The organism is Roseinatronobacter sp. NSM (genome assembly GCF_052379845.1).
Taxonomy (GTDB): Bacteria; Pseudomonadota; Alphaproteobacteria; order Rhodobacterales; family Rhodobacteraceae; genus Roseinatronobacter.
On the sequence record NZ_JBQTCF010000023.1, the window covers coordinates 17,250 to 40,479 of the forward strand.

Consider the following 23,230-nt stretch of genomic DNA (forward strand, 5'->3'; position numbering starts at 1 on the left):
CTCAGAACTCCTCAAGGGTCAAATCGGCAAAACGTTTCTCATCGGCCATCTGGGCGATGACCATCAGCTGCTGCGCACTCAAAGGCTGGGCGCGCGCGGCCTGCATGCGCATCGACAAGACCAGGAGCCGCCCGATCTCGGCGCGGGCATAGGTGTTGAGCGCCTGGGCCTCGGCCCAATCCTCCCCCTGCCCCACTTGTGTGACGATCGCGGCCAGCCGTTCGGCCGCATGCCGGATATTGGCGTGACCGAGTTCCGCGTAGCCGATGGCGGCCATGCCGCGCAGACCTAGCTCTGCATTGGCCATATGCGCGGCCGAGATCGTGCCAAGCGCGTCTTCGCCACCGATGAGGCGCAGGTATTCGTTGTATTTGCGCGGGATCACCTGGACGTAATTCTGCGTCTCGGCAAAGGGCGGCACGCCACCATAGTGCTGCACGCGGCCCAGCCCTGCGTTATAGGCGGCCAGCGCCAGGATGATATCACCGCCCAGCTGATCGAGGCGGCGCGCGAGATAGCGCCCGCCGCCTTGCACCTGCACCAGCGGGTCCGTGCGGTAGGACGGGTTGATGCCCAGATCACTGGCCGTGCCGGGCATGATCTGGGTGAGCCCATATGCGCCCACATGGGATTCGGCGGCCGGATTGAAGCGGCTTTCCTGCCAGATCAGCGCTTGCAAGAGCGCGCGCCATTGCACGGGTGAGAGCCCCGCGCGGGAAACGCCTGGGTGGTGATAGGTGTCGCGCGCACCTTGAATGATGATTTCCTCGACGTTTTGGCGCGCATCACCAAAAAGCTGCCGCGCGGGCAGGCTGGTCTCAGTGTCGGGATAGACCTGGGCCGCGGCACTCTCTGTCCCCTGCCCGGCCTCAAGGCTCTGGATCGTAGCATTCATGCTTTGCGCTGCGATTGTGCCGCTCTCGATGATCGCATCAAGCTGCGCCAGTTGCTGGCGTTTGATCTCCTCGATGCTGGCGCGCTGATCCCCCTTTCCAATCTGCAGCGCCTCATCCTGCAGGCGCTCGGCGAATTGGCGGGCCTGTTCTGCCGCTTGGGCGGCATCAAAGATCGGCACACCTTGCGCATGCGCGGGTTGACCCGCCCCTGCACCCAAGCCCGCAATGAGGACAAGATGCGCGAGAGCTGCTGCGCGCGTGGGGGGCAGGTCACGCATCGCGCGCAGCCTCACGCGCCCAGAGCTCCGGGAGCGGCGTGAACGTGCACCGCGTCGTGCCATCCGCGCGGAAGCATTCCGAGCGCACGGGGGCGGCAGGTGTGGTGGCACAGCCTGCCACGACAGAGGTCAGGATCAGCAATAATACGGCAGGTCTCATGTCGCCCGTCTCCAAAATTCAGGGGTTTCGCGGTAATCCTTGCCGACCACGGCCTCGCCGGATTTGAGGCCGCCGAGCACGGCGAGATAGTCGCCCAGCGGGGCGAGGCCTGCGTCGATGATATGCGCACCCTGATCATCGCGTATGAGCGCGAGATGCGAGGCGGGGAGCGCGTTCATCATCACATCGAGCTCTTTGTCACTGAGCGCGAGAGGGCCGTAATCGCCGGGCTTGGCGCGCGAATTGGGCAGCAGAATTTGCGTCGGCAGGGCCTGAATGATCGTGCTGCCCACCCGCGACTTGTCGAGTTGCGAGGCAAACTGCGTCATCATCACGACGACCGTGTTCTGTTTGCGCGCGGTGACCAGCCAGTCTTCGAGCTTGTTTGCAAAGTAGCTGTTGTCAAACGCCTTCCAGGCCTCATCGATCAGCACGATGGTGGGGCGGCGATCCTCGATCTTGCGCTCGATGCGCCTAAAAATGTAGCTCAGCACCGCCATGCGGGCGGTCTCGTTATCCGCGTCCAGAAGCCCTGTCAGATCAAACCCCACCACATCGCCGTCCAAAGAGAATGTATCCTCAAGGGTTGTGCCAAAGACCCAGCCAAAGCGCCCCTGCGGGGTCCATTCCCGCACCCTCTCGGCCAGATCGCCACCATCATCGACCGAGCGGAACTGACCTGCGAATTCCGTCCAGTTGCGAAGGGAGGGATCGCTGGCCTCAGAATTGCGGCGCACGATGGCCTGGACCGCATGGGTCTGCTGGGGGGTGAGCTGCGCGCCGCGCGATTCCAGCAAGCTGATCAGCGCATCGGTCAGCCATTCGCGCCCTGCCGCATCAGTTTCCACCCAGAGCGGGTTCAGACCCGTGGCCTCGCCTGCCTTGATCGATTGATAACTGCCCCCGAGCGCGCGCAGGCCCATCTCGAGCCCGTAGCGATAATCGAACGCAAAGATGCGCGCGCCTGTGCGCCGGGCCTGCGCCATAAGAAACGTGGCCAGCACCGATTTGCCTGAGCCCGAACGGCCGAGAATGATCGTATGCCCGCTGGTAGGTTCAGAGGCGGGGCTGCCCTTCTCATGAAACGAGAAGCGATAAGCCGAGCGCTCGGGTGTGGGGAACATCGTGATCGGCGTGTCCCAAGGCGTGCGTGCGCGCGATTTACCCAACTGCGTGCGGTGGAGGGCCGCCATATCGGCGAAATTGAGATTGGTGATCGTGGCGCGGCGCGCGCGGTAGCTGGCATTGCCGGGGCTTTGGGCAAAATAGCTTGCGCGGGCCGAATATGTCTCCATCATCAACTTCACACCGACGGAGGCTGCGATATTGCGGATTTCGGCCGCGATACTGTCGAGTTTTTGCTCACTCTCGGCGAAGGTCGCGACACTCATATGGTGATCGCCAAAAATCAGGCGTTCAGAGGCCAGATCATCAGCGGCTTGCACCAGATCGTTTTGCAGTGAGATCGCAGCATCATCGCCTGCGCGCATCATCCGGATCTGGCGTTTGATCCGGTCGCCCATCACGCTTGAGTTCACCGGCGTGAAGCTATGGGTCACGACCATGTCGATGGGGAGCGCCAGATCGTCGAACATCGAGCACCAGGTCTGGCTGGGGTAGTTCTTGACGGTGAAAATCTGCCCGATGCGGTCCGCGCCCGAGCCGCCAGAGATCAAAAACTTGTCACTTTGAAACGTGACGCGCTTATTTGCCACGTCATCAGCGATGGTGGAGGGAAAGCCGCGCGGATAGGTCGGTACATCAAAGCCCGTGTTCAGCGATTCCAGAAATCCCAGCAACTCGCCCGAAGAGGCGGTCAAAAGCCGCGCTTCCATCTCGGTCAGGCTTTGGGTCAGAAACTCCACCACTTCTTTGAGCCGCGCGATCTGGCGGAGGCTCTGATCGCTCCCCTGCCCCGCACGCGCTTTGCGCAAGAGCGGCAGGCGCTCGAGCATTGTGGGGCGCTTGACCACGGTGATGGTGAGCGTGCGGTCGCGCAAGCCAGCCTCGCGCAGATGCGCTTGCCAGCGCGCATCCAGCGCCTCGGCAAAACCGCCCGCCTCCATCGGCTTCAGCTCCACCGGCACGCGGGCCGAGACCTTGTGGACGTAAAAGGAAAACCCCGCCCCGCTTTGCGCGATCACGGCCGCAATGATCGCGCGGGTCTTGTCGAGGCGGCCATCCGGGGCGGTGAAGCTGTTGGCCCCGCTGACCCGGATGCATTGCATATATTCCCCGCCACGCGTGAGGATCGTGTGATCATCGACAAGTTTGACGTATGGCAGATGATGCGCGAGGCGAGCCTCGTCTCCCGCCCAAGCTGGCAGGATGTGCGCGGCGGCCGCGCCTGCGCCGAGATCACGGGGCATAGGAATCTCCGTTCCAGATTTTGCGGTTCTTTGTGGGCCGCGTGTGTTCCGAGACCACGCGAATGACCTCGACAAAGGCCGGGTCCCATTGTGCGGCGAGCCAGAGCGCCGGATAGGCGGCAGCTGACAGGGCAAAAGCCCAGAGCGACTGCGACCAGATGAGTGCCAGCACTGACCCAAATATCCAGAGCACCGCATAGAGGATGGGCAGACCCAGCATTTGCGCAGGCCGCACGAGACCCAGAAACAAGGTGGAGCGTTCACACATCATCCGCGCCCGTCACGTCTGCCAGATGGCGCTGACGATGGTCGCGGCACTGGCCACGATGGCGATGGCGATCACCACGAACATCGCCTGGCGGAAATCGATGATCCCGAAAAACCACGACAGCCCAATGCCCACCACGGCCAATGTGGCGATCGCGATGCCCAGAGGGCCTGTGATCGTATCGATGATGCCCTGCAAGAGGCTTGTGACGGGGTTGAGGTCGATCGATTGCGCAAGCGCGGGGCTGGCTGCCAGCAACAGGGCGATAATGCCGACGCTTGCGGCAATGGCCCAGGGCCGGGTGGTCGGTGTCTTGGTCATAGTGTCTCTCCTTGGAGGCGGTCAAAAACAGCCATGACCTTGCGGACATGACCAATGGTCTCGGGGTAAGGGGGGATGCCGTCATGGCGGATCACGGCGCCAGCGCCGGCATTGTAGGCCGCGAGTGCCAGCTCAGGGCTGCCGAATTGCGCCAGTCGCATCAGCAGATAGCGCGCAGAGCCGTCGAGATTCTGCGCCATGTCATGGGGATCGACGCCGAGGCTGCGCGCCGTATCGGGCATCAGCTGCCCCAGCCCGATCGCGCCTGCATTTGAGAGCGCATTCGGGTTATAGGCGCTCTCGATCTCGATATTGGATTGAAACAGTGCCGCCCAGTCAGACGCACTGAGGCCTGTTGCGCGCAAGGCCTCGTGGCCTGCATACCGTGCTGCTGTCTCAGAAATCAGGGCGAGGATTTCGGGGCGGGCGCGCGGCGCGGCCCGTGCAGCTGTCCGATCAGAGTGCGGCCTCTCGGGCGTGTTCGGCACAAGTGCTGACTCGCGCAGGGGCGCGATCAGCTCGCCGCCGGAATAATGCTTGGCAAAGCTACGCGTGGTCTGGGTCGGGCCCAAGCTGCCATCGGCGCCAAAGCGCAGGATCAGCCCGTCGCCCGCCAGTGCCGGGGTGGCGAGGCTCAAGGTCAGAGACAACGCTGCCGACATGATCGCGCGCAAGACCACAGACGAAATCACGGGCCGGATCACAGTCGGGACCACTGCCCCGGGACAAGCATTTACGCGCACCAAAATTCACACTCCACAACCTGCAGATCGCAGGGGCAAAGCCGCGCGTGATCCTGATGCTGATCCAGACCCCTGCGCCGCGATCGGCACAGCCGCTCTCCTGCCGCGCAACAGGGATTGCGCGGCCTTGGATCGAGGGGTGTTTCGCGTGCCACGCACCCGAAATCACCCGCCCTCTGTCGACAGATTGTCTGAACAGCCCCTCAAGGATCGCGGGGGCTCATGGATTAAAAAAACACCCTGGGGTTGAGTTCCTCGAGGCGCAATTCGGGCAGCATGCAGACAGGCGAAGCCCGCGCTGTAACGGCAGCACTGCAGTCTGATTATCGATGTATTCTAATACCTTATACCCTCTTTTGCACTTGCAGAAAAATCGCTCCTCCGACATAGGCAGGCGGGCATTTGATGCACGCTATAGTCGATGAGGTGATTTCTTCAATCTTCTATTAGTTGTGTTGGCGCGCTGTTTAGACACCCAGTTCTTGAGGGGCAACCCAGAAAATACAACCATGAGACGATTTGTGTTTACCTTGTATTCTAGCCTGTTTCGCAGGGCTTCCGCACCAATGCAGCTGCAGCATTTCGCAGGCTTTGTGGGACGGTGGCGCGGCGCGGCTATGGCGCTTCTCAGGCGCGCTCCGCGCCGGTTTTGCGCCCGCGACTCACCCCCGAATCAGATCGCCCGTGGCGGTTTCGGGCGCGGGCGATTCGCGCCTCGCGTGTGGAGCTGGCCGAGGCGGTCGGCCATCCGGGCGAGTTTTGGACTGGTGATGCTGTGCGCGGCCGCCACTCCGCCCCAGGCCCAGAGTGATGCGGGATTCTGTCTCCCGCTGACCCCGCCGCTCTTGCCGAGCGACACTCGACTGATGCGGGAGTTCGCGGACCTCCTGCGCGACGAGTTCGAACAGTACCTCTCGGAAGTCACCCTGTATTTCCGCTGCCTTGATGAGGAACGCGCTCGCGCCTGGCGCGAGGCGGCCGAGGTCACAGCGCAATATGGCGCGTTTCTCGAGACCCTGCGCGCCGCACCGCCATGAGGACAGCCCGCAGATTCTTCGCGAAGTCAGGCCTCATGCGCCCGGCACCTTCGTCACACTCCCACTCAAGAACAGGAAAACTGATCATGTTCACACCGCGCGCGGCGGCCCTGCTGCTTGCACTCACGGCCACCGCACTTCCTGCGCCCAAGGCGCATTCCTATCCGATCGATTGCGCCATCCTTCTTTGCCTGGCGGGCGGGTTCCCTGCGAGTGCGGAATGCATGGCCGCGAAAGCCACGATGATCCGGCGCATCACGCCCTGGCCGGTCACACCGCCCTTGCAGCTCTGGAACTGCCCGCTTGGTTTGCCCGCTGGCTTTGTGCCCGCCCCTGGCAGTCCGGAAATCCGCCTTGGCCCGGACGGGCTGACCGATGAGGTGCGCGGCTACCGCGATGCGATCGAGATCTATCATATCCGCACATCACCGCCGATGAGCAGTGACGATCCGCCGAACTCCTGGCGCGATCACACGCAGCGCGGCGTCTATCTGGAAGATGGCAGCCACCGCTGGGTCAGTGCCAGTTTGCGTCATGGGCCGGAATGGTTGGCCGGGTCCGATCGCATCCGGCGCGTACCGATCCAGGTCTGCGCACGCGAGACCGATAATGGCTGCTGGGAGTGGCGCGTCTCGCATTATGAGAATTGGCCCGGTGGCGGGTTCTGGGGCGGATACGGGCGCGTGGTCGCCATCCGCTATGAGGACCATGAAGGTCGCAAGCATACCGAGTTCGTGAATTACTAATCCCTGCAGGCCTGCGCACGTCACCTACGCGGGTCCGACACGCCCCACCAAAAAAGGCACCATCTCACCACAAAAGTAAAACCCCCGCAGGAAACCTACGGGGGAGATACAGGCTCTACCAACTCCAAGGTGCCAGCCTTGGAAACCTCAACGAAAACCAGCGGTTGAGTAGCCTGACATCTCCCCAATCGCAAGTGGAAAAACGCATCTTGTGCGAATGATCCCGCGCGGCCGGTTTCTTGCTCTCATCAGAAGCAAGACCCATGACCAACACCCCAAAGCCGCTCAAACCTTCATCCGCAAGTTTCCGCACCTATCTCGAGGAGGTCGTGCGCCCGCTGCTCAAAGCCCATGTCAGCCGCGCGCAAGTCTCGGTCCTGATCGATCTTCTGGGGTTTCTCGAGCAGCAGCGCTATGATTTCTCGGCCGGGCGGGCGTTTCAGACGCGGCCCTTGGCGAATGCCGCACTGGCCGAGCGCTTCAGCGTCACTGTGCGCTCGATCCGGCGCTGGTTGGCTGATCTCGAAAGCCTCGGCCTCATCGCCCGCGAATACCGCAAGAACCCGCATCATCGATACAAGAACCTGCTCAACCGTGTACGGCTCAAAGGCTTCTGCGACTGGTTCAAGCGCAAGCTGCAAGCCACCCCGGACAGCCCCTGTCCGCCCAAGAAGAAAGATTTCCAAGATAAATCAATTACCCCTGACAATCATCAGGATCAGAAGAGCGCCCCGCCATTTCCGGCCTCTGGCGGCATCACCTATGACACCTTCTGGGCCGATCTGGCCCGCAACCACCTCCCCAGCGGGCGATCGCGGCCCTGCATGAACAGGATTGCCGAGAAATTCAGGGGCAATCTCGCCCGCTATGCCGTCAGTTTCGACCATCCATCAGTCAAAAGCCGGTGGGTGAATTTCTGCAAGGCCGCGCGGCCGGTAGCGTGAGAGGTATGGGCAAGTAACGCGGGGCGCCTCAGTTCGCGGTCGTGAATAGCGCGCACTTACGCAAGCTGGCCAGGAGCCGCATGGCGCTCGCACCCGCCTTCCTTCAGCGGAATGCTGGCTGTCGTGCAGCCCATCTCCGCGAGGAAGCTTACAAGGCCGACAATTGTCTTGAACTCGCGTGTCTTGAGAATACTGCGACTGGTCACAAGCCGCATGGCATGGCGGCCATCTTCAGTCACAGCGCGCGCCATCCAGACGCCATACCATGTGTTGTGGCGCTTCTCGGCGGTTTGGCTGCAGACCACCTCCAGCAAATACCCATTCGCCAAAACACCACGCAGCACTTCCTCGGTTACCACATTGGGCTGGTCATCGCGCGCCTCTATCATTTCGGATCCTTTCTTGACCGTGCAAAACCTATCGATGGCGGGGCATAGGGCATCTCGTGGGGCGTAACAACAAGAATGATAACAAAGCGCTTCGATAGTTTCATGCATATTGTATTGTGGGCCGGTCAGCCCGTGGACAAATCGGCATACCGAGCGGCACACTGAGGTCATGATGACGGCCAAGCGTTGCGGTCGCACGCAGCCATCGCGCCCGCGATCAAATGCCTGCGCGTCTGGCACCGTTGCGATCCCGCCGCTATGGTCGACATCGCGCGAGCGAGGGCTGTGATTTCTCGTGAAAACATTATTTGGAGAGAGAAAATGCGCATTTTGACGATCATCGCGGCCCTGTGCTGGGTATCGCTGGCCCAAGCCGAGCCGCTGCGGATCGCGAGCTGGAATATCGAGCATCTGGTCGCCAGCACTGACAGCGGCTGTCGGCCGCGCAGCGAGGCGGATTTTCAGCGGGTGCGTGATGTCATCACAGACGTCGATGCCGATATCTGGCTCTTGCAGGAAATCGAAGGGGAAGCCGCCCTTGCCCGGGTCTTTGACACAGATGACTGGGTTGTCCACCTCGAGGAGCGCCGCCCGGGCCGCTCCTATCCCGAATGCCGGCACACACCCGGTCAGCACCTGTCCATGCAGGCCACCGCAATTGCGCTGCGCGCAGGCATCGCGCATCGCCGCCTGCCCGATCTCAAAGCACTCGATGTCTCAGGGCGTGGATCCCTGCGTCACGGTGTGCTGATCGAGTTGACAGGTCCCCGCCCTCTCACCATTCTCAACACCCATCTGAAATCCGGCTGCTTTGAAGGCACGGGGCGTCAAGCCTGCGGTGACCTCTTCGCGCAACTGCCTGTGTTGCGCGACTGGTATGACGCGCAAAACGGGCCCGTCCTCATTGGCGGCGACCTGAACCGTCGCCTTGAAGTTCCAAATGATGCCTTCTGGGCCGTTCTCAACGAATACAACGATCTGCACATCGCCGGAGCCGGTATCCGGCCCAACTGCCTGCCCCAGTATCGGGAGTTCATAGATTTTCTGATTCTGAACGATGACGCGGTCGGTGCGAAGCTGCAGGGCTCGTTCGTCGAGACAACCTTCAGTGGGCCAATCGCCGACTATCCCTCAGATCACTGCCCGATCTCGGTCGATATCGACCTAGGAAAATTGTGATGGCATGAGCTTCGGTACTGATCAGGTAATCCCCCCGGAATTTAAGGGGCTGCAAAAGTAGAATTTTCTCGGCAAGATGAACGAGGAGAATTCGAATGAAGACAAGCAGATACACTGATGAAGAGGGGACCGTGGCCCCTGATGGGGCCGCGTAAGCCCCGATGAGCAGATCATTGCGATTCTGCGGCAAGCCGAAGGCGGTGTGCCAGTGGCGCAGCTGTGCCGTGAGCATGGCATGAGCGATGCCTCTTTCTACAAATGGCGGGCCAAGTATGGGGGCATGGATGCATCGATGGTCAGCCAGATGAAGGCGATCGAGGACGAGAACCGCCGCCTGAAGCGCATGTATGCCGACCTGAGCATGCAAAACGACCTGTTAAAGGAAGTCCTTGGAAAAAAGTGACAGGGCCACCCATGGAACCACAAGCGGGTTTACCGGATCTACTGCCAGCTGGAATTGAACCTGCGGATCAAGCCCCGCAAACGGCTGAAACGTGAGAAACCTGACGTTCTGGCCGTGCCCGACGCACCGAATGTGACCTGGTCCATGGATTTCGCTTCGCGGACCTTCGGTTCATGGCCGACCCATTGGGTGATGGCCGTGCGTTCCGGCTTCTGAACGTGCTGGATGATTTCAACCGTGAAGGTCTGGGGATCGAGGTTGATTTCTCGCTTCCTGCCGAACGGGTGACACGCAGCCTCGACCGGATCATCGAATGGCGGGGAAAGCCGGGCACGATCAGGGTCGACAACGTCCTATGCGCGGAATAACTGGCTGATTTGGCATCAGGTCATTGTCGTCTCGAGGCGTCTCGACACGTTAAAAGCATGGCTCAGTTCGGCGTTTTGGTCAACGACAGTCTCTCCCATAACAAACACAGAGTACGCCTTTGCGGCTCTCACCGTCCTTAAGACGAGATCATCGGGTCGCTAACACAGAAGGCCTGAACATTATCTACGAGGTCAGTTGCCTGCCTCCACGGCCCTTACAGAGAAAGGTCCTTCTGCGATCGATCACCCCTCAAAGAAGGGGCGATAGGGTTCGCCATTTTTGATGATCCCGTGAACAGTACGGGCCATTTTGGCGGCGATTGCGGTATATGCCTTTCGGCGCAAATGGGTGTTTTGTCTGTCCTTGGAAATGTAGCGCTCGAACTTATCCCGGAAGCTGTTGGTACGTTGAAGAATTGCAACCTGACCGGCCATCCACAGGGTACGGCGCAAGCCGGCGTTCCCGTATTTTGACAGCTTGGTTTGGCCACGGAATGTGCCGGACTGGATGGTTGCCAGGTCCAGACCGCAGAACTTCAGAAATTGCCGGTGGTGTCCAAAGCGGCGCAAGTCGCCAACTTCTGCGAGGATGGTCAGAGCGTTTATCGGGCCGATCCCAGGTATTGATGTCAGCAACTGATAATCAGGCAGATCTTTGAGAAGCGCGACGGCGCGAGCTTCGATTTGATTGCGTTGCGCAATGAGGCTGCGACCTTCTCCCAGAACCAAGCGGAACATACTGATAGCATCAGAATCTGGAGCAACCGGCAATCCTACAGAAGACTTGGCTGTCTCGTAAATATCTGCAAGTAAACGCTCTTTCGCAACCTTGCGCCCCACAACATCCCAAGCGTCAGTGGTGAATGCGTCCATACCCATGGCGGTGATAATGTGCGGCGATGGATAGCGTTCAAGGAATGCAAAGAACCAATCACTGCGCGAGCTGCGATGAAAGCGGTCAGCTTCGGGAAAGTACAACGGCAAATAATGTGTCAGCACGCGGTGCCAAAGCTCGGTCTTTGACTTGGAAACGATATCATGGGTTTTGGACAGCTCTTGAATGTCATTCGTGCCATGCACTAATGGATCATGATAAAACTGCTCGTTCCCGATCTCCATCATATGCAGGATGACCTGGGCGTCTTTGGGATCGTTCTTATCCCAGCTGTTATTGAGGGCTTCCCGCGTGCGCGCCAAAGCCACCGACGACACGAGCTTAACTTCAAAGCCTGCGGTTGCCAGATGATACGCCAGAGAACGATGATAATTGCCGGTGGCTTCAAAGGCGACACGAACTGGGCGACCGTATTCCTTCAACACGGTGATGAGGCGGTTGAAATCGGTGAGCTGGTTGAGGACGGTTAAACGGCGTCGGCGTTTCTTATCTGGAACAGCGATCAAAACTTCATGCCGGACCTTGGCGATGTCGATAGCCACTAAAACGGGCGCAGCTTGTGCAACAATAATCTCGGTCATGGTCGGTCTCCTTTACGGTGTGGTTTTTGCAAAACCACTGTAGGGACCTGAGACCCGGCTATGACCACCTGCTGCGCAATTTGAGGGCAGCGCAGGCGGTCATAGCCTCTCAACCAGCGTCGTTCCGAAGGTGTTATGGCCCCGAATACATCAGCGAAACGCTGAGAAAATGGGCTGAGAAACATGATGTTACGATCCAGCACATCCAACCCGAGCAGCCCCAGCAGAACGCCTACGTCGAGCGTTACAACCGGACGGTTCGGCATGAATGGCTGGACCAATACATCATCGAAAGCATCGAGGAGGCCCAGGATCAAGCCACGCAATGGCTATGGACTTACAACAACGACCGCCCCAACATGGGCATCGGCGGCATCATGCCCGCCATGAAACTGACAACGGCTGCGTAAATTCTACCGATGCACCCCGTTAAAAAGGGGCGATTACCCATGAGGTGCGGGCAGCTGCGGGGGCGCTGGGGGGGCAGTGTCTTCCTCAGATGCGATGGCAGGCGCCGTCCCAAAAACAGAGCCTCAAGAACAGAGGCCCGCGCTGTCGGGTTGGGCGAGAGGTAAAGCTGCGCAGTCTGCACCGGGTGCCGTAGCCTTAGAAGGGAGAGCATGGCCGAATTTTTTGGCCTTGGTCTCAAGATAGTGCAAATTGAAGGGGTTGGGCGGAATGACCAAGGGCTCTACGCTACTAACAGTGATGCCATGACGTTGCAGGCTTGAGGCCTTTTCCGGATTATTCGTTAACAGGCGTACTGTTCCGTGCCCCAACGCCCGCAGGATTTGCGCAGCATGTGCGAAATCACGTGCATCTGCTGGAAAACCAAGCGCATGGTTGGCCTCGATGGTATCCATGCCTTGATCCTGCAAGGCATAGGCAAGCATCTTGTTGGCGAGACCGATCCCCCGCCCTTCATGGCCGCGCATATAGATCAGAATACCGCCCAAAGACGCCCCAAGCTGACGCAGGCTTTCATCTAGCTGGGGGCCACAATCACAGCGCATTGATCCGAAGGCATCGCCCGTAAGGCACTCAGAGTGAATGCGTACCAGAGGTGCGCCGATAGACTCGCCATGGGATACCAATGCGAGATGCTCGATCCCGCCGAACTGGCTGCGATAGGAATGTACGCGAAACGGTCGATCTGAATGGGGGGTGGGCAGATCGGCCACCGCGACGAGGTCCAGTTCGGCTTCATTGCGGAGCCGATGCCTGTTCAGATCTTCGAAGGTAAGTGTCGGCAGGTTGTGGCGGACGGCGAACGCTAGGGCGTCTTGTGGTAAAAGCGATCGGAGTAAAACAGCGAGTGCCATTCCTGAATTGCGTGCGACTTCGGTGGCGATATCTGCAGGTTCGGTCAATTGCATCGGCCAAGCTTTAGTGGCGATCGATATCTCGAAGGAAGGAAGGTTCGGATTAGGAATCTCCCAGTTCTGCTCGACCGCTGTCGTGGCCAACTGAAATCCGCCCGTACCGTTGGCAACCATGAACGCTGCCGCCGTTGCGGTCACACACTCGGCTGCCAAGATTAGATAGCCCATATTGGCCTGATCGAGCAACAGGACGATTCCGCCGCGCCGGAACTCTTCCAAAGCTAAAGAGAAGGTTTGCATAGGCGCTCCACATATTTTGCCAGAACATCGTTCTCGACGTTGAGAAGATCGCCCACTTGTCGCGCGTGAAGATTGGTATGTGCCCAAGTGTGCGGGATGATCGTCAATCCGATCCTGCATTCATTCGAGGAAAGGTCTTTGACGCTGTTGAGCGTCAGGCTTATGCCGTCCAGTGTGATCGATCCTTTTTCGACGCAGTATCTGGCCAAGGCGGGCGGAAGCCGGATCTCGATCCGAAAGGCCCCTGCTTCCGGTACGATCGACTCAAGCAGGGCCAGACCATCCACATGGCCCTGGACGATATGGCCCGAAAGGCGGGTCGACATCGAAACTGCGCGCTCAAGGTTGGCCTGGTCTCCGATGCGAAGGGTGTCGAGGTTCGAGCGTCGCAAGGTTTCGGTACTAGCGTAGAATTGCGCGCGCCCCGCAGTGTCGAAGGTGACAACGGTCAGGCATACCCCGTTGACGGCAATGCTTTCCCCAAGGACCAGATCGGGAAAGCCGGTGGCAATGTCGAGTGTCATGCTGCCGTCCGACATTATCGCATCGTAGATCGTACCAAGGGTTTCGATGATGCCGGAAAACATGGATGGGTTCCTATTGGCCGTGCCGGTTGGCTGGTGGCCTTCGGCACGGAATCCAAAGGCCGTTCTTGGCGTCGCAGATATTGCTGTGGAGGGCTTCGACTGTCAGACCTTCAGGTCGGCGACCATCCGAACGGCTATCGCCGCTTCGGCGCCCTTCTTCAAGAAATGATCGAAGAAGAAGTTGTGATGGATTTCCGAGTCGTGGAAATGGTGCGGAGTCAGGCTTACCGAGAACGTCGGGACGCCTGTTGCCATTTGTGCATCCATAAGCCCAGTGACCACAGCGTGCGCAACAAAGTCGTGCCGGTAGATACCTCCATCCACGACGAGGGCTGCGGCTACGATGGCATCAAAGCGCCCCGTCTCGCCAAGCTTCTTTGCCAGCAAGGGCATCTCGAATGCGCCCGGCACGTCATAAATATCGATGGACACCTTTCGTCCTGCGGCGGTCATGTCTGCTTCGAACCCTTTCAGCGTCTGGTCTACGATGTCGGGGTGCCAGCGGGCTTTGATGAAGGCTACGTTCAGGGTATCGGTCATAGCGCGGATTCCTTGGATTGGTCCGGTTTTCATGGTGGTGGCAGGTTTGCCACCATATGTTCATGAAGACAGCTAAGGTCAGTGTGAGACGACGGTAAACTGTCTCTTGTGCGACAGTTCGCTGCGAGCGATGTGACACCGATTTTCCGCACTGAAACCGCTTTTTCTCATTGAGACGGCTTGTCCGCGTTTCATGTCTCTCTGTGAGACTATGCTTCTGTGCTCACAGAGGGTTGTTCGGCAACTATTTGAGTAGCGCTGTCCTAGCCGCAGACGAATAACGGAAGTGCAATGGCGGCAAATGCTCGTGCACATACTGGCGCTGCACTGATTTTTTAAACTCCGACCTCTTTGATCATGCCGCGAGCGATGATAAGTTGCTGAATTTGGGTCGTGCCTTCGTAAATCCGAAAAAGGCGTACGTCGCGGTAGAAGCGTTCAATTCCGTAATCAGAGATGTAGCCGGCGCCGCCGTGAATTTGTACCGCGCGATCTGCGACGCGGCCGACCATTTCGGACGCGTACATCTTGCAGCAGGCCGCCTCGGTCGAAACGTTCTGACCTGCATCTTTGCGGCGTGCGGTTTCCTCGATCATGCAGCGAGCAGCGAAGGCTTCGGTTCGGCTGTCGGCAAGCATCGCCTGGATCAGTTGTTTTTCGACGATGGGTTCGCTGAACTGCTTGCGCTCCATGGCGTAACGCAGGCTGTCTCGGATCAGCCTTTCTGCTGCGCCGGTGCAGACGGCCGAGATGTGCAGACGACCACGGTCGAGCACCTTCATCGCCGTCTTGAAACCAAGACCTTCGCGCGCGGGCCCCCCGATGATAGCACTTGCAGGAACGCGACAATCTTCGAGGATCACGTCGCAAGTATGCGACCCTTTTTGCCCCATCTTGCGGTCGATCGGGCCAAGGGAAAGTCCGGGGGTTCCGGCTTCAATAAGGAACGCTGTAACGCCAGAAGATGTCTTGGAGGCTGGGTCAGTGCGGGCGAATACCGTGAACAGCCCGGCACGCGGAGCATTGGTGATGTACCGCTTGGTGCCGTGCAAGATGTAATCATCTCCTTCACGACGCGCCGAGGTTCGCAGCGACCCCGCGTCCGATCCCGCCTCTGGCTCGGTCAGCGCAAAGGAGGCAATCAACTCGCCGGTTGCGAGACGGGGAAGATAAGCGGCTTTCTGTTCAGGCGTGCCGTCGATGATAATGCCCTGCGAGCCAATCCCATTGTTCGTACCCACGAGCGAACGGAAAGCTGGCGAGGTTTGTCCCAGAACGAAAGCTGCCTGAACCTCTTCGGTCATCGTCAAGCCGATGCCGCCGAATTCTTCGGGGATTGAGAGGCCGAAAAGCCCCATGTCGCGGATTTCCTGCACAAGCTCCGACGGGATGGCGTCGTCTTCCGCAATCTTTTCCTCGTTTGGGATCAGGCGCTCTTTGACGAAGCGGTCGAGGGTATCGAGAAATTGCGCCAGTGTTTCGGCATCAAGGCTCATGTCTTTTCATCCTCAGATTTAGGTGTGGTTTCGTTTAACAGCCCCCTGCTAATCCGCACATTGCACGATTGAGCCATGTCATCCGACTGTAGGCGTTGCAGAAGAGACAGTTGTCTGCAGCGAACCCTGCACCTCTATTTCCTCATATCGCAGTCTCCAATGCGCTGCGAATTTGAACATTAGGGAGGAGAAACCCAATGAAGGCTTTGCGCTTTCACGCTGCCAAGGACCTGCGGGTCGAAGACATCGCGCTGCCGACCGAGCCGGCCGACGACGAGGTCGTCATCAAGAACCGCTTCGCCGGCATCTGCGGGACGGACTTGCACGAGTACGCCTATGGCCCGATTTTCGTGCCCAAGGACGCTGAGGGCAAAACCGCCGCGCCGCAGGTTCTAGGGCATGAATACGGTGGGGTGGTCACCAAGGTCGGCAAGAACGTAACCCATGTGAAAGTGGGCGACCGAGTTTCTGTCCAGCCCTTCATCACGCCGCGGGGCGGGGATTACTATTCGGATCTCGGACATTTCAATCTGTCAGATCAGATGCAACTTGCCGGGCTGTCATGGATAGGCGGTGGAATGGCGACTGACAGTTTGCTAAAGAGTTATAACGTCTACAAGGTGCCGGAAAACATGTCAGACGAGGATGCAGCTTTGGTCGAACCTACGGCGGTTGCAGTTTACGGTGTCGAACGTGGCGGTGTGACAGCCGGCGATTCCGTGCTGGTGACTGGTGCTGGCCCTATTGGACTTTTGACCCTTTTGGCAGCCCGCGCTGCGGGTGCTGTTCAGCTGTTCGTGTCGGACCCTAACGCTACGCGTCTGGAGATTGCCAAGCAGATCATCCCCGACGTCACTACTATCAACCCCCGCGAGCAGAATGTCGGTGATGTGATCCGTGCGGCGACCGAAGGCAATGTCGGCTGCGATGTGGCGCTGGAATGCGTGGGCAATACGCTGGCGCTCCAGGCCTGCGTCGATGCGGTGCGCAAGCGCGGCTCGGTAGTGCAAATCGGCCTGCACGCGGGCGAAGCGCCGTTGAACTGGTTCAACGTGACCTACAAGGACATTGATATTCGCGGCTCCTGGGCCTATACGGCACAGATGTGGCCGCGCGTGATGCGTCTGATAGCGTCGGGCCAGATCCCTGCGCGCAAGGTTGTAACCAAGACCGTAACGCTGGACACCGCGATCAAGGATGGCTTCGATGCGCTGCTTGATCCGGCGGGCACCCAACTCAAGATCCTGATCGACCTAGGCCGCTGAGGGGCGGGCCGAAGCTCCCGTCGGCCTTTTCACAGCTGGTCAGTAAGCCAAGGCATTCCGGTGCCTTGGTCTCTCTCATTTCCGGACTTTGGGTATGAAAAAGCCCGCAGCCGGACGGGGCTGCGGGCTAAAAGGTTTGATGGTTCTTAGACCCGCTCTAACAACAAGGCCGCCCCTTGGCCCACACCCACACACATGGATACGACCGCGCGGCGGGCGCTGCCCAACGACAGTTCAAGCGCGGCGCTGCCGGTGATGCGCGCACCTGACATGCCCAAGGGATGGCCAAGTGCGATCGCGCCGCCATTCGGGTTCACCCGCGGATCGTCAGGCGCGATGCCTAGCCCCTCGAGGCAGGCCAAAACCTGCGCGGCAAAGGCTTCGTTCACCTCGAATAGGTCGATGTCTGCGTAGGTCAACCCGGCTTGAGCCAGCAGCTTCCTCACCGCTGGAACCGGTCCGTAGCCCATGATGCGCGGCGCGACACCTGCCGATGCACCACCGACGACGCGGGCGAGGGGGCGAAGGCCGTGCAGGGCGATTGCCGCCTCGGAAGCGAGCACCAGAGCGGCAGCCCCGTCATTAACCCCTGACGCATTGCCTGCGGTGACAGACCCGTCGGATCGGGTGATCGGACGCAAACGAGCAAGGTCGGAGAAAGTGGTATCTGGGCGAGGATGCTCGTCAGTGGCGACTTGAATTTCCTTGCCCTTTCCGGCCGACTCGGCAACGGTCAAGATTTCGCGGGTAAGCCTGCCGGAAGCGATTGCAGCCCCTGCTTTGTGTTGCGAACCCAATGCGAATGCATCCTGCGCATCGCGCGAGATCTTCATTTCATCGGCTAGATTCTGCGCGGTTTCAGGCATGGAGTCCGTGCCATACATCGCCTGCATCTTCGGATTTATGAAGCGCCACCCAATTGTGGTGTCTTCCATCGCTACTGTGCGGGAGAACGCGCTTTCGGATTTCAGCATCACAAAGGGGGCGCGGCTCATGCTTTCCACACCACCTGCGATGGCCAGCTCCATTTCTCCAGACTTGATTGCACGAAGGGCGGAAATCACCGCCTCCATCCCGGAGGCGCATAGCCGGTTGACGGTCACGCCGGGGATGGTTTCGGGATACCCCGCCAGAAGCGCCCCCATTCGCGCGACATTTCGGTTGTCTTCGCCAGACTGGTTGGCACATCCCATCCAAACCTCTTCGATCGCGGCGGGGTCCATTTTCGGGTTACGGCGGAGAAGTTCAGCCAAGGGAAACGCCGCAAGGTCGTCGGCGCGCAGTTTTGACAAACTCCCCCCATGACGACCAATTGGCGTGCGAATGTAGTCACAGATGTAGACGTGGGTCATGCGATGGCTCCATCACGGTTCAGACTGTCGAAGTTGCGACCCTCGCCCACCAGTTGGCGCAGCAAGGTGGGGACGGACCATGACAGTGGATCGGCTGCGGCCAAGGCCTCCAGTTTGGTAAGAACAACAGGAAGCCCTAGGTCATCTGCGAAGTGCATGAGACCGCCGCGCCAGCGCGGAAAGCCATAGCCATGCACCAGCACAAGGTCGATGTCCTGCGGGCGTGCAGCTATACCGTCTTCGAGAATGGCAACTGCTTCGACGATCATAGATAAGACCGCCCGTTCGGTGATATCGTCCTTGCTCAGCGTCACACGCTTGACCCCTGCGGAATCGCTGGCCTTGTAGATGGCATGCGTCACGGCGTCCGACTCCATCGCCTTGCCGGATGCATCATAGTCGTACCAGCCCGCCCCCGTCTTGCGGCCTAGGCGGCCAAGCACTTCGACCATGTGGTCGGCAATCGGGACATAGCGAACGCCCGGCTGCTCGCGCAACCTCTGCCGCTTGCGATTGGCATAGGCGATGTCGAGGCCGGACATATCCTGCGCTTCGTAGGGACCCATGGCCATGCCAAAGCCGCGCATGGCATCATCGACCCCTTTTGGACATGAGCCTTCAAGCAGCATCAGATCGGCGTTCTTTCTCAGTCGAGACAGGATGCGATTACCAATGAAACCGTCGCAGACGCCAGAGAGGACGGGTATTTTGCCCATGCGCCTCGCGAGAGCGAAGGCTTGCCCGAGGGTCGCGGTGGATGTTTTGTCGCCTCGCACGATTTCGAGCAGTTTCATCACATGCGCGGGCGCGAAAAAATGCAGACCGACAAAGCGGTCGGGATTTGCAAGTTCAGCCGCCATGGCGTTCACATCAAGATATGAGGTGTTGGTGGCGAGGATCGTGTCGGCTGGCAGGGCCATTTGCAGAGCCGCAAAGATCGTGCGTTTGACGTCCATGCTTTCGAATGCAGCCTCGATGGCCAGATCGACCGCAGGCAAGTTTTCGTAACCCGCGCCAAATGTCACGCGGTCCCGGAAATCCTGAAGATCGGAAATGGCGCGGCGCTCCATCCCTTGCGCAATCAACCGGTCTAGGTTGGCTTCGGCGCGCGCCTGACCGGCGGCATCGGTTTCCAGCACATGGACGCGCAATCCCGCAAAGGTCAGCGCATAAGCAATCCCGGCACCCATCATTCCGCCGCCGACAACGATTGCGGTCGAGATCGGGCGTTCCGGCGCGGGGTAGGATTTGCCCTGCGATTGCGCAGCGCGTTCGGCAAAGAACACATGGCGCAACGCGCGCGCCTGGGTGGACTGCCGCAGGCCAAGAAAGGCAGAGCGCTCGCGGACAAGCGTGGTGTCCAACGGATCGGTGGCCGAGGCCGCCACCAAATCGATCGCGATATGGGGTGCGTTCTGGCCCGGGGCCCTGCGGTCGGCAAGTTTGTGGGCTGCAGCAATCGCAGCTTCGTCCTGTCGGGGGGCGGGCCGATGGTCAGCCACGATAGCGCGGCGCAAGACATTGATGCCCATCGCAAGTGCGGCAGCAAGCGGATCATCCGCCAAGATATCGACAAGACCCAAGCGCACCGCTTCGTCTGCCGCTATCGTGCGGCCCTGACCAATCAAGTCGGCAGCTGCCGCGATGCCGATCAGGCGGGGAAGGCGTTGCGTGCCCCCTGCACCTGGAACTATGCCGAGCGTTACCTCCGGCAGACCGAGCGTCGCCTTCGGCGATGCGATTCGGAAGCGACAGGCCAAAGCGATTTCCAGCCCGCCTCCCAAAGCAGGCCCCGAAACGGCAGCGATTGTCGGGAAGGGCAGGTCCACTAGGTCGGCCAGAATATCGTTGAGGTGAGGTGACTGAGGTTCCCCGTCAAATTCCTTTGCGTCGGCCCCTGCAACAAAAGACCTGCCGGCCCCTGTGATAATCAACCGTTTTGGCCGATCATCTCGCGCCCGTGTAATGGCCGACTGCAGCCCAGCCCGCATCGCCTGTCCAAAGATGTTCAGAGGCGGATTGTCGCAAGTAATGATCGCTCCCTCGCTGTGATGTTCGTAGGTGACGGGCATGGCTTCTCCTCGACGTGACAGACAATGGCCCACATCGCACCTGGGACCAAATTAAAGGCAGGATTTCACCTCGCTTCTGTGTGTCGTCCGGCGAGCCTCGGTCGCAACTGTCAATTCTGAGACAGGCAGGACCAAGCCGACCAATTCATCTGGGCCAGTATGCAGCCGGCAACTAATTGAAAAATATGTCCCCATCGAAGCAGCTTCATCAGCTCGATTAACACGAGATTAATGCGGGGAGGGCCGTCAAAATGTCGGCGCAACAGTTAAACCGAAGTCCGATAGACGAGGCTTTCCGAGCCAGTATGAGGCTCGTCGCTTCGTCGGTTTCGTTGGTGACGGCGTGCGACGACGCAGGCGAATGGCACGGAATGGCTGTAACGAGCGCCGGATCGCTGTCGATGAGCCCGCCTTCTATGATGGTCGCAGTCAATCGGACGGCATCAATCCATCCGGTGATCATGCGTTCCGGCCGTTTCACGATCAACCTGATGGACGAGTCACATGCTGCGTTGCTAGAGCCGTTTGCCCGCAGCGACATGCGCGACCGACGCTTTGAGGTAGATGACTGGGTCGAAGCGGGATCCAGCGGGCCAGTGCTGAAGGGTGCTCTGTGCAGCCATGTCTGCAGTGTGTCGGAAACACACGATTTCGGAACGCACACAGTTTTCTTCGGCACGGTCGACGACGTGATCCTGCCTCAAGACATAGCGCGGTCGCCCGCGCCCATTCTTTGGCTGAACGGCAGGCGGGTATCCGTCGCCACGCCTCAAACCATCTGACATCGGGAACTACCGACGCCAGAACAAATGCCTCGTTTCGGGGCTAGCAAACTAGGGAGGACTACAATGGAAATCGGACTATTCCACATGCCACTGCACCCCACGCATCGGTCGCTGCTGGAGGTGCTTGCTGAAAACACCGAAAAGATCATCTACGCGGATCAACTGGGCTTTTCGGAAACTTGGATCGGCGAACATTATTCGGCTACGACCGAGCCAATAACCGCGCCGATGATGTTCATGGCATCGCTGATCAATCAGACCAAGAATATCCGGTTTGGTACGGGAGTGATCGCTCTACCCAATCATCATCCGGCGCAGGTGGCGGGTCAGGTTGCACAGTTCGACCACATGTCCAACGGTCGCTTCAACATGGGCATCGGGCCGGGTGGACTCGCCTCGGACATGGAATTGTTCGGCGTTCTCGATGGCAGTGTTCGTGCTGAAAAGTTCGCTGAATCAATCGGGATGATCAAGCAGATTTGGTCGCAAGACCCGCCCTATGACATCAAGGGCAAGCACTGGCACATCAAGATCACCGACAACATCATTCCGAAACTTGGCGTCGGATACATGCAAAAACCCTTGCAGCAGCCGCATCCCCCGATCTCGCTGTCGTCGATGTCGCCGGACGGCAACTCAGTTGCCCACGCGATCAAGATGGGCTGGAAGCCGATCACAGCAAACTTTGCCCCCGAGAGCACGGTTATCAACCACTGGAACAAGTATCTTGAGGGATGCGAGGCAGCGGGCGTCAAGCCAACTGGCAAGGAATGGTCGGTTGCCCGCAACATCCTGATTGCTGACAGCGATGAACAGGCCGAAGACTGGCTGCTAGATCCGCAAGGATCGGACTTCTACTACTTCGACTACCTTTGGGAAGTGCTTAAGGTGGCGAACTACACCGCGGTCATCAAACCGATTGTGACGATGGACGACAAGGATGTGACCGTCGAGTCGATCGTCAAAGCCTCGGTCATTTACGGATCGCGCAAGACCGTGATCGACAAGATCATGTCGCTGCGCGAACGTTCGGGCCCGTGGAACGTGCTTTTGAAAGCGGCAATGGATGGTTCTGGCAAGAATCGTGAACGCGAGCGCCTGACGATGCGTCGTCTGGCCGAGGATGTGTTGCCGGTCATCAACGCAGGGTGATTCTACCCGGCGCGGGGAAGCAATTCCCCGCGCCGCCGCTATTTCTGCGTGGTCACGTTCGATTGGTGGGTGATCGCTTAAGTCACCCCTATGTGCCTGTCTCAAATGAGACTCGAAGAGACAAATGAAGGTTGCACAATAGACGTAGCCGAGCGACGTTTAAGCCAATAGTTTGTCCGTAGCCTGAAAATATTGATCTGGTCCGCCACGGGAAGACCAAAATGCGCATCTCTTCCTTTCCTTGCTGTGACGGCGACCCGGAGTTTTCCGAGGTCTTGCGCACGGCATTGCGCGCCACGGCAGTCAACGTATCCATCTTGACGACACGAGATCGAGCCGGGTTGAATCACGGGCTTGCAGTCACCACAGCCGTTCCGTTTTCCACCTATCGACCAGCCATGATCGTAGCGGTTAAGCATAGCGCGTCTGCCTATCCGGCGATCCGCGATCGAAGCTATTTTTGCTTGAATCAGATCGCTGCAGATGAAATTGATTTACTTGAACAGTTCAGCCGTAGCGATCTTCGCTCATCGCGCTTCACAACAGGGCGCTGGTCGGTCGGTCCTGGTGATTTGCCTTATCTTGACAGCGCGTTGACCTGTTTCTTTTGTGACGTCCATGGCGCGCACGCTCATGCGGATCAGACGGTGTTTATCGGTCAGATCATTGGGGTTAGACTCGGCCAATACCGCAACGCGCAGCGCGATCCGCTGATGTGGATAAACGGGAGGGCCGCGAGGCTCGCTGGAAGAGAATATGTGTAGGTCTTGCGGCAAGTAAGA

General features: G+C 59.1%; 22 protein-coding genes and 2 pseudogenes. 10 read left to right on the forward strand and 14 right to left on the reverse strand.

Going from position 1 to position 23,230, the window contains the following annotated elements; translation table 11 throughout:
• Position 1 precedes the first annotated feature (1 nt).
• From ACTZWY_RS13035 to ACTZWY_RS13060, 6 genes are read right to left on the reverse strand one after another with little or no spacing between them, the layout of a single operon-like run.
• On the reverse strand, positions 2-1,174 hold the full coding sequence (locus tag ACTZWY_RS13035; protein ID WP_444791151.1) for a lytic transglycosylase domain-containing protein: 1,173 nt from the start codon (positions 1,172-1,174) through the stop codon (positions 2-4).
• On the reverse strand, positions 1,167-1,334 hold the full coding sequence (locus ACTZWY_RS13040) for a hypothetical protein (RefSeq protein ID WP_444791152.1): 168 nt from the start codon (positions 1,332-1,334) through the stop codon (positions 1,167-1,169). The genes ACTZWY_RS13035 and ACTZWY_RS13040 overlap by 8 nt, the downstream gene beginning before the upstream one ends.
• Entirely contained in the window at positions 1,331-3,703 is a 2,373-nt protein-coding gene (locus ACTZWY_RS13045; RefSeq protein WP_444791153.1) for a VirB4 family type IV secretion/conjugal transfer ATPase, read from the reverse strand. Before ACTZWY_RS13045 ends, ACTZWY_RS13040 begins: the two co-directional genes overlap by 4 nt.
• Entirely contained in the window at positions 3,693-3,971 is a 279-nt protein-coding gene (locus ACTZWY_RS13050) for a type IV secretion system protein VirB3 (RefSeq protein ID WP_444791154.1), read from the reverse strand. The genes ACTZWY_RS13045 and ACTZWY_RS13050 overlap by 11 nt, the downstream gene beginning before the upstream one ends.
• 12 nt (positions 3,972-3,983) lie before the next feature.
• Positions 3,984-4,292, reverse strand: coding sequence for a TrbC/VirB2 family protein (locus tag ACTZWY_RS13055; RefSeq protein WP_444791155.1), 309 nt, complete (start codon positions 4,290-4,292; stop codon positions 3,984-3,986).
• The gene (locus ACTZWY_RS13060; RefSeq protein ID WP_444791196.1) at positions 4,289-4,894 is read right to left on the reverse strand and encodes a lytic transglycosylase domain-containing protein; all 606 of its coding nucleotides are present in this window, start codon (positions 4,892-4,894) and stop codon (positions 4,289-4,291) included. The genes ACTZWY_RS13055 and ACTZWY_RS13060 overlap by 4 nt, the downstream gene beginning before the upstream one ends.
• 911 nt (positions 4,895-5,805) lie before the next feature.
• On the opposite strand from ACTZWY_RS13060, the gene ACTZWY_RS13065 reads away from it, so the two are divergent.
• The 3 genes from ACTZWY_RS13065 to ACTZWY_RS13075 all read left to right on the forward strand — a co-directional run bounded on the left by ACTZWY_RS13065 (position 5,806) and on the right by ACTZWY_RS13075 (position 7,762).
• Positions 5,806-6,072, forward strand: a complete 267-nt coding sequence (locus tag ACTZWY_RS13065) for a hypothetical protein (RefSeq protein WP_444791156.1) — start codon at positions 5,806-5,808, stop codon at positions 6,070-6,072.
• A gap of 86 nt (positions 6,073-6,158) precedes the next feature.
• A complete protein-coding gene (locus ACTZWY_RS13070; protein WP_444791157.1) occupies positions 6,159-6,818 on the forward strand; it encodes a hypothetical protein in 660 nt (219 codons plus the stop codon).
• A 263-nt stretch (positions 6,819-7,081) separates the two neighbouring features.
• Positions 7,082-7,762, forward strand: a complete 681-nt coding sequence (locus ACTZWY_RS13075; protein ID WP_444791158.1) for a hypothetical protein — start codon at positions 7,082-7,084, stop codon at positions 7,760-7,762.
• Positions 7,763-7,818: 56 nt separating this feature from the next.
• Here the strand turns inward: ACTZWY_RS13075 and ACTZWY_RS13080 are convergent, their stop codons facing one another.
• Positions 7,819-8,151 (reverse strand): hypothetical protein, encoded by a 333-nt coding sequence (locus ACTZWY_RS13080; RefSeq protein WP_444791159.1) that lies wholly within the window; start codon positions 8,149-8,151, stop codon positions 7,819-7,821.
• Between the two features lie 321 nt (positions 8,152-8,472).
• On the opposite strand from ACTZWY_RS13080, the gene ACTZWY_RS13085 reads away from it, so the two are divergent.
• Entirely contained in the window at positions 8,473-9,330 is an 858-nt protein-coding gene (locus tag ACTZWY_RS13085; RefSeq protein ID WP_444791160.1) for an endonuclease/exonuclease/phosphatase family protein, read from the forward strand.
• Positions 9,331-9,499: 169 nt separating this feature from the next.
• Positions 9,500-10,083, forward strand: a pseudogene (locus tag ACTZWY_RS13090) (transposase); the annotation flags it as partial.
• 261 nt (positions 10,084-10,344) lie between these two features.
• Here the strand turns inward: ACTZWY_RS13090 and ACTZWY_RS13095 are convergent.
• The gene (locus ACTZWY_RS13095) at positions 10,345-11,577 is read right to left on the reverse strand and encodes an IS110 family RNA-guided transposase (protein ID WP_444791161.1); all 1,233 of its coding nucleotides are present in this window, start codon (positions 11,575-11,577) and stop codon (positions 10,345-10,347) included.
• Between the two features lie 131 nt (positions 11,578-11,708).
• Between ACTZWY_RS13095 and ACTZWY_RS13100 the strand changes: the two are divergent.
• Positions 11,709-11,987, forward strand: a pseudogene (locus ACTZWY_RS13100) (integrase core domain-containing protein); the annotation flags it as partial.
• Between the two features lie 123 nt (positions 11,988-12,110).
• Here the strand turns inward: ACTZWY_RS13100 and ribA are convergent.
• The 4 genes from ribA to ACTZWY_RS13120 all read right to left on the reverse strand — a co-directional run bounded on the left by ribA (position 12,111) and on the right by ACTZWY_RS13120 (position 15,822).
• Positions 12,111-13,199 (reverse strand): GTP cyclohydrolase II, encoded by a 1,089-nt coding sequence (gene ribA, locus ACTZWY_RS13105; protein WP_444791162.1) that lies wholly within the window; start codon positions 13,197-13,199, stop codon positions 12,111-12,113.
• Positions 13,181-13,786 (reverse strand): riboflavin synthase, encoded by a 606-nt coding sequence (locus ACTZWY_RS13110; RefSeq protein ID WP_444791163.1) that lies wholly within the window; start codon positions 13,784-13,786, stop codon positions 13,181-13,183. Before ACTZWY_RS13110 ends, ribA begins: the two co-directional genes overlap by 19 nt.
• A gap of 102 nt (positions 13,787-13,888) precedes the next feature.
• On the reverse strand, positions 13,889-14,326 hold the full coding sequence (locus ACTZWY_RS13115) for a 6,7-dimethyl-8-ribityllumazine synthase (protein WP_444791164.1): 438 nt from the start codon (positions 14,324-14,326) through the stop codon (positions 13,889-13,891).
• 335 nt (positions 14,327-14,661) lie between these two features.
• Positions 14,662-15,822: an acyl-CoA dehydrogenase family protein gene (locus ACTZWY_RS13120; RefSeq protein WP_444791165.1), complete on the reverse strand. Its 1,161-nt coding sequence runs from the start codon at positions 15,820-15,822 to the stop codon at positions 14,662-14,664.
• 197 nt (positions 15,823-16,019) lie between these two features.
• On the opposite strand from ACTZWY_RS13120, the gene ACTZWY_RS13125 reads away from it, so the two are divergent.
• Entirely contained in the window at positions 16,020-17,087 is a 1,068-nt protein-coding gene (locus tag ACTZWY_RS13125) for a 2,3-butanediol dehydrogenase (protein ID WP_444791166.1), read from the forward strand.
• Between the two features lie 146 nt (positions 17,088-17,233).
• Here ACTZWY_RS13125 and pcaF read toward each other — a convergent pair whose 3' ends face one another.
• Both pcaF and ACTZWY_RS13135 read right to left on the reverse strand, forming a co-directional pair.
• A complete protein-coding gene (gene pcaF, locus ACTZWY_RS13130) occupies positions 17,234-18,439 on the reverse strand; it encodes a 3-oxoadipyl-CoA thiolase (RefSeq protein WP_444791167.1) in 1,206 nt (401 codons plus the stop codon).
• A complete protein-coding gene (locus ACTZWY_RS13135) occupies positions 18,436-20,511 on the reverse strand; it encodes a 3-hydroxyacyl-CoA dehydrogenase NAD-binding domain-containing protein (protein ID WP_444791168.1) in 2,076 nt (691 codons plus the stop codon). Before ACTZWY_RS13135 ends, pcaF begins: the two co-directional genes overlap by 4 nt.
• A gap of 305 nt (positions 20,512-20,816) precedes the next feature.
• Here ACTZWY_RS13135 and ACTZWY_RS13140 point away from each other — a divergent pair, with 305 nt between their 5' ends.
• The 3 genes from ACTZWY_RS13140 to ACTZWY_RS13150 all read left to right on the forward strand — a co-directional run bounded on the left by ACTZWY_RS13140 (position 20,817) and on the right by ACTZWY_RS13150 (position 23,212).
• Positions 20,817-21,293 carry a flavin reductase family protein gene (locus tag ACTZWY_RS13140; protein ID WP_444791197.1) on the forward strand — a complete coding sequence of 159 codons (477 nt, stop codon included), beginning with the start codon at positions 20,817-20,819 and terminating at the stop codon, positions 21,291-21,293.
• Positions 21,294-21,359: 66 nt separating this feature from the next.
• Positions 21,360-22,448: an LLM class flavin-dependent oxidoreductase gene (locus tag ACTZWY_RS13145; RefSeq protein WP_444791169.1), complete on the forward strand. Its 1,089-nt coding sequence runs from the start codon at positions 21,360-21,362 to the stop codon at positions 22,446-22,448.
• A 221-nt stretch (positions 22,449-22,669) separates the two neighbouring features.
• Positions 22,670-23,212, forward strand: a complete 543-nt coding sequence (locus ACTZWY_RS13150; RefSeq protein ID WP_444791170.1) for a flavin reductase family protein — start codon at positions 22,670-22,672, stop codon at positions 23,210-23,212.
• Positions 23,213-23,230: the final 18 nt, after the last annotated feature.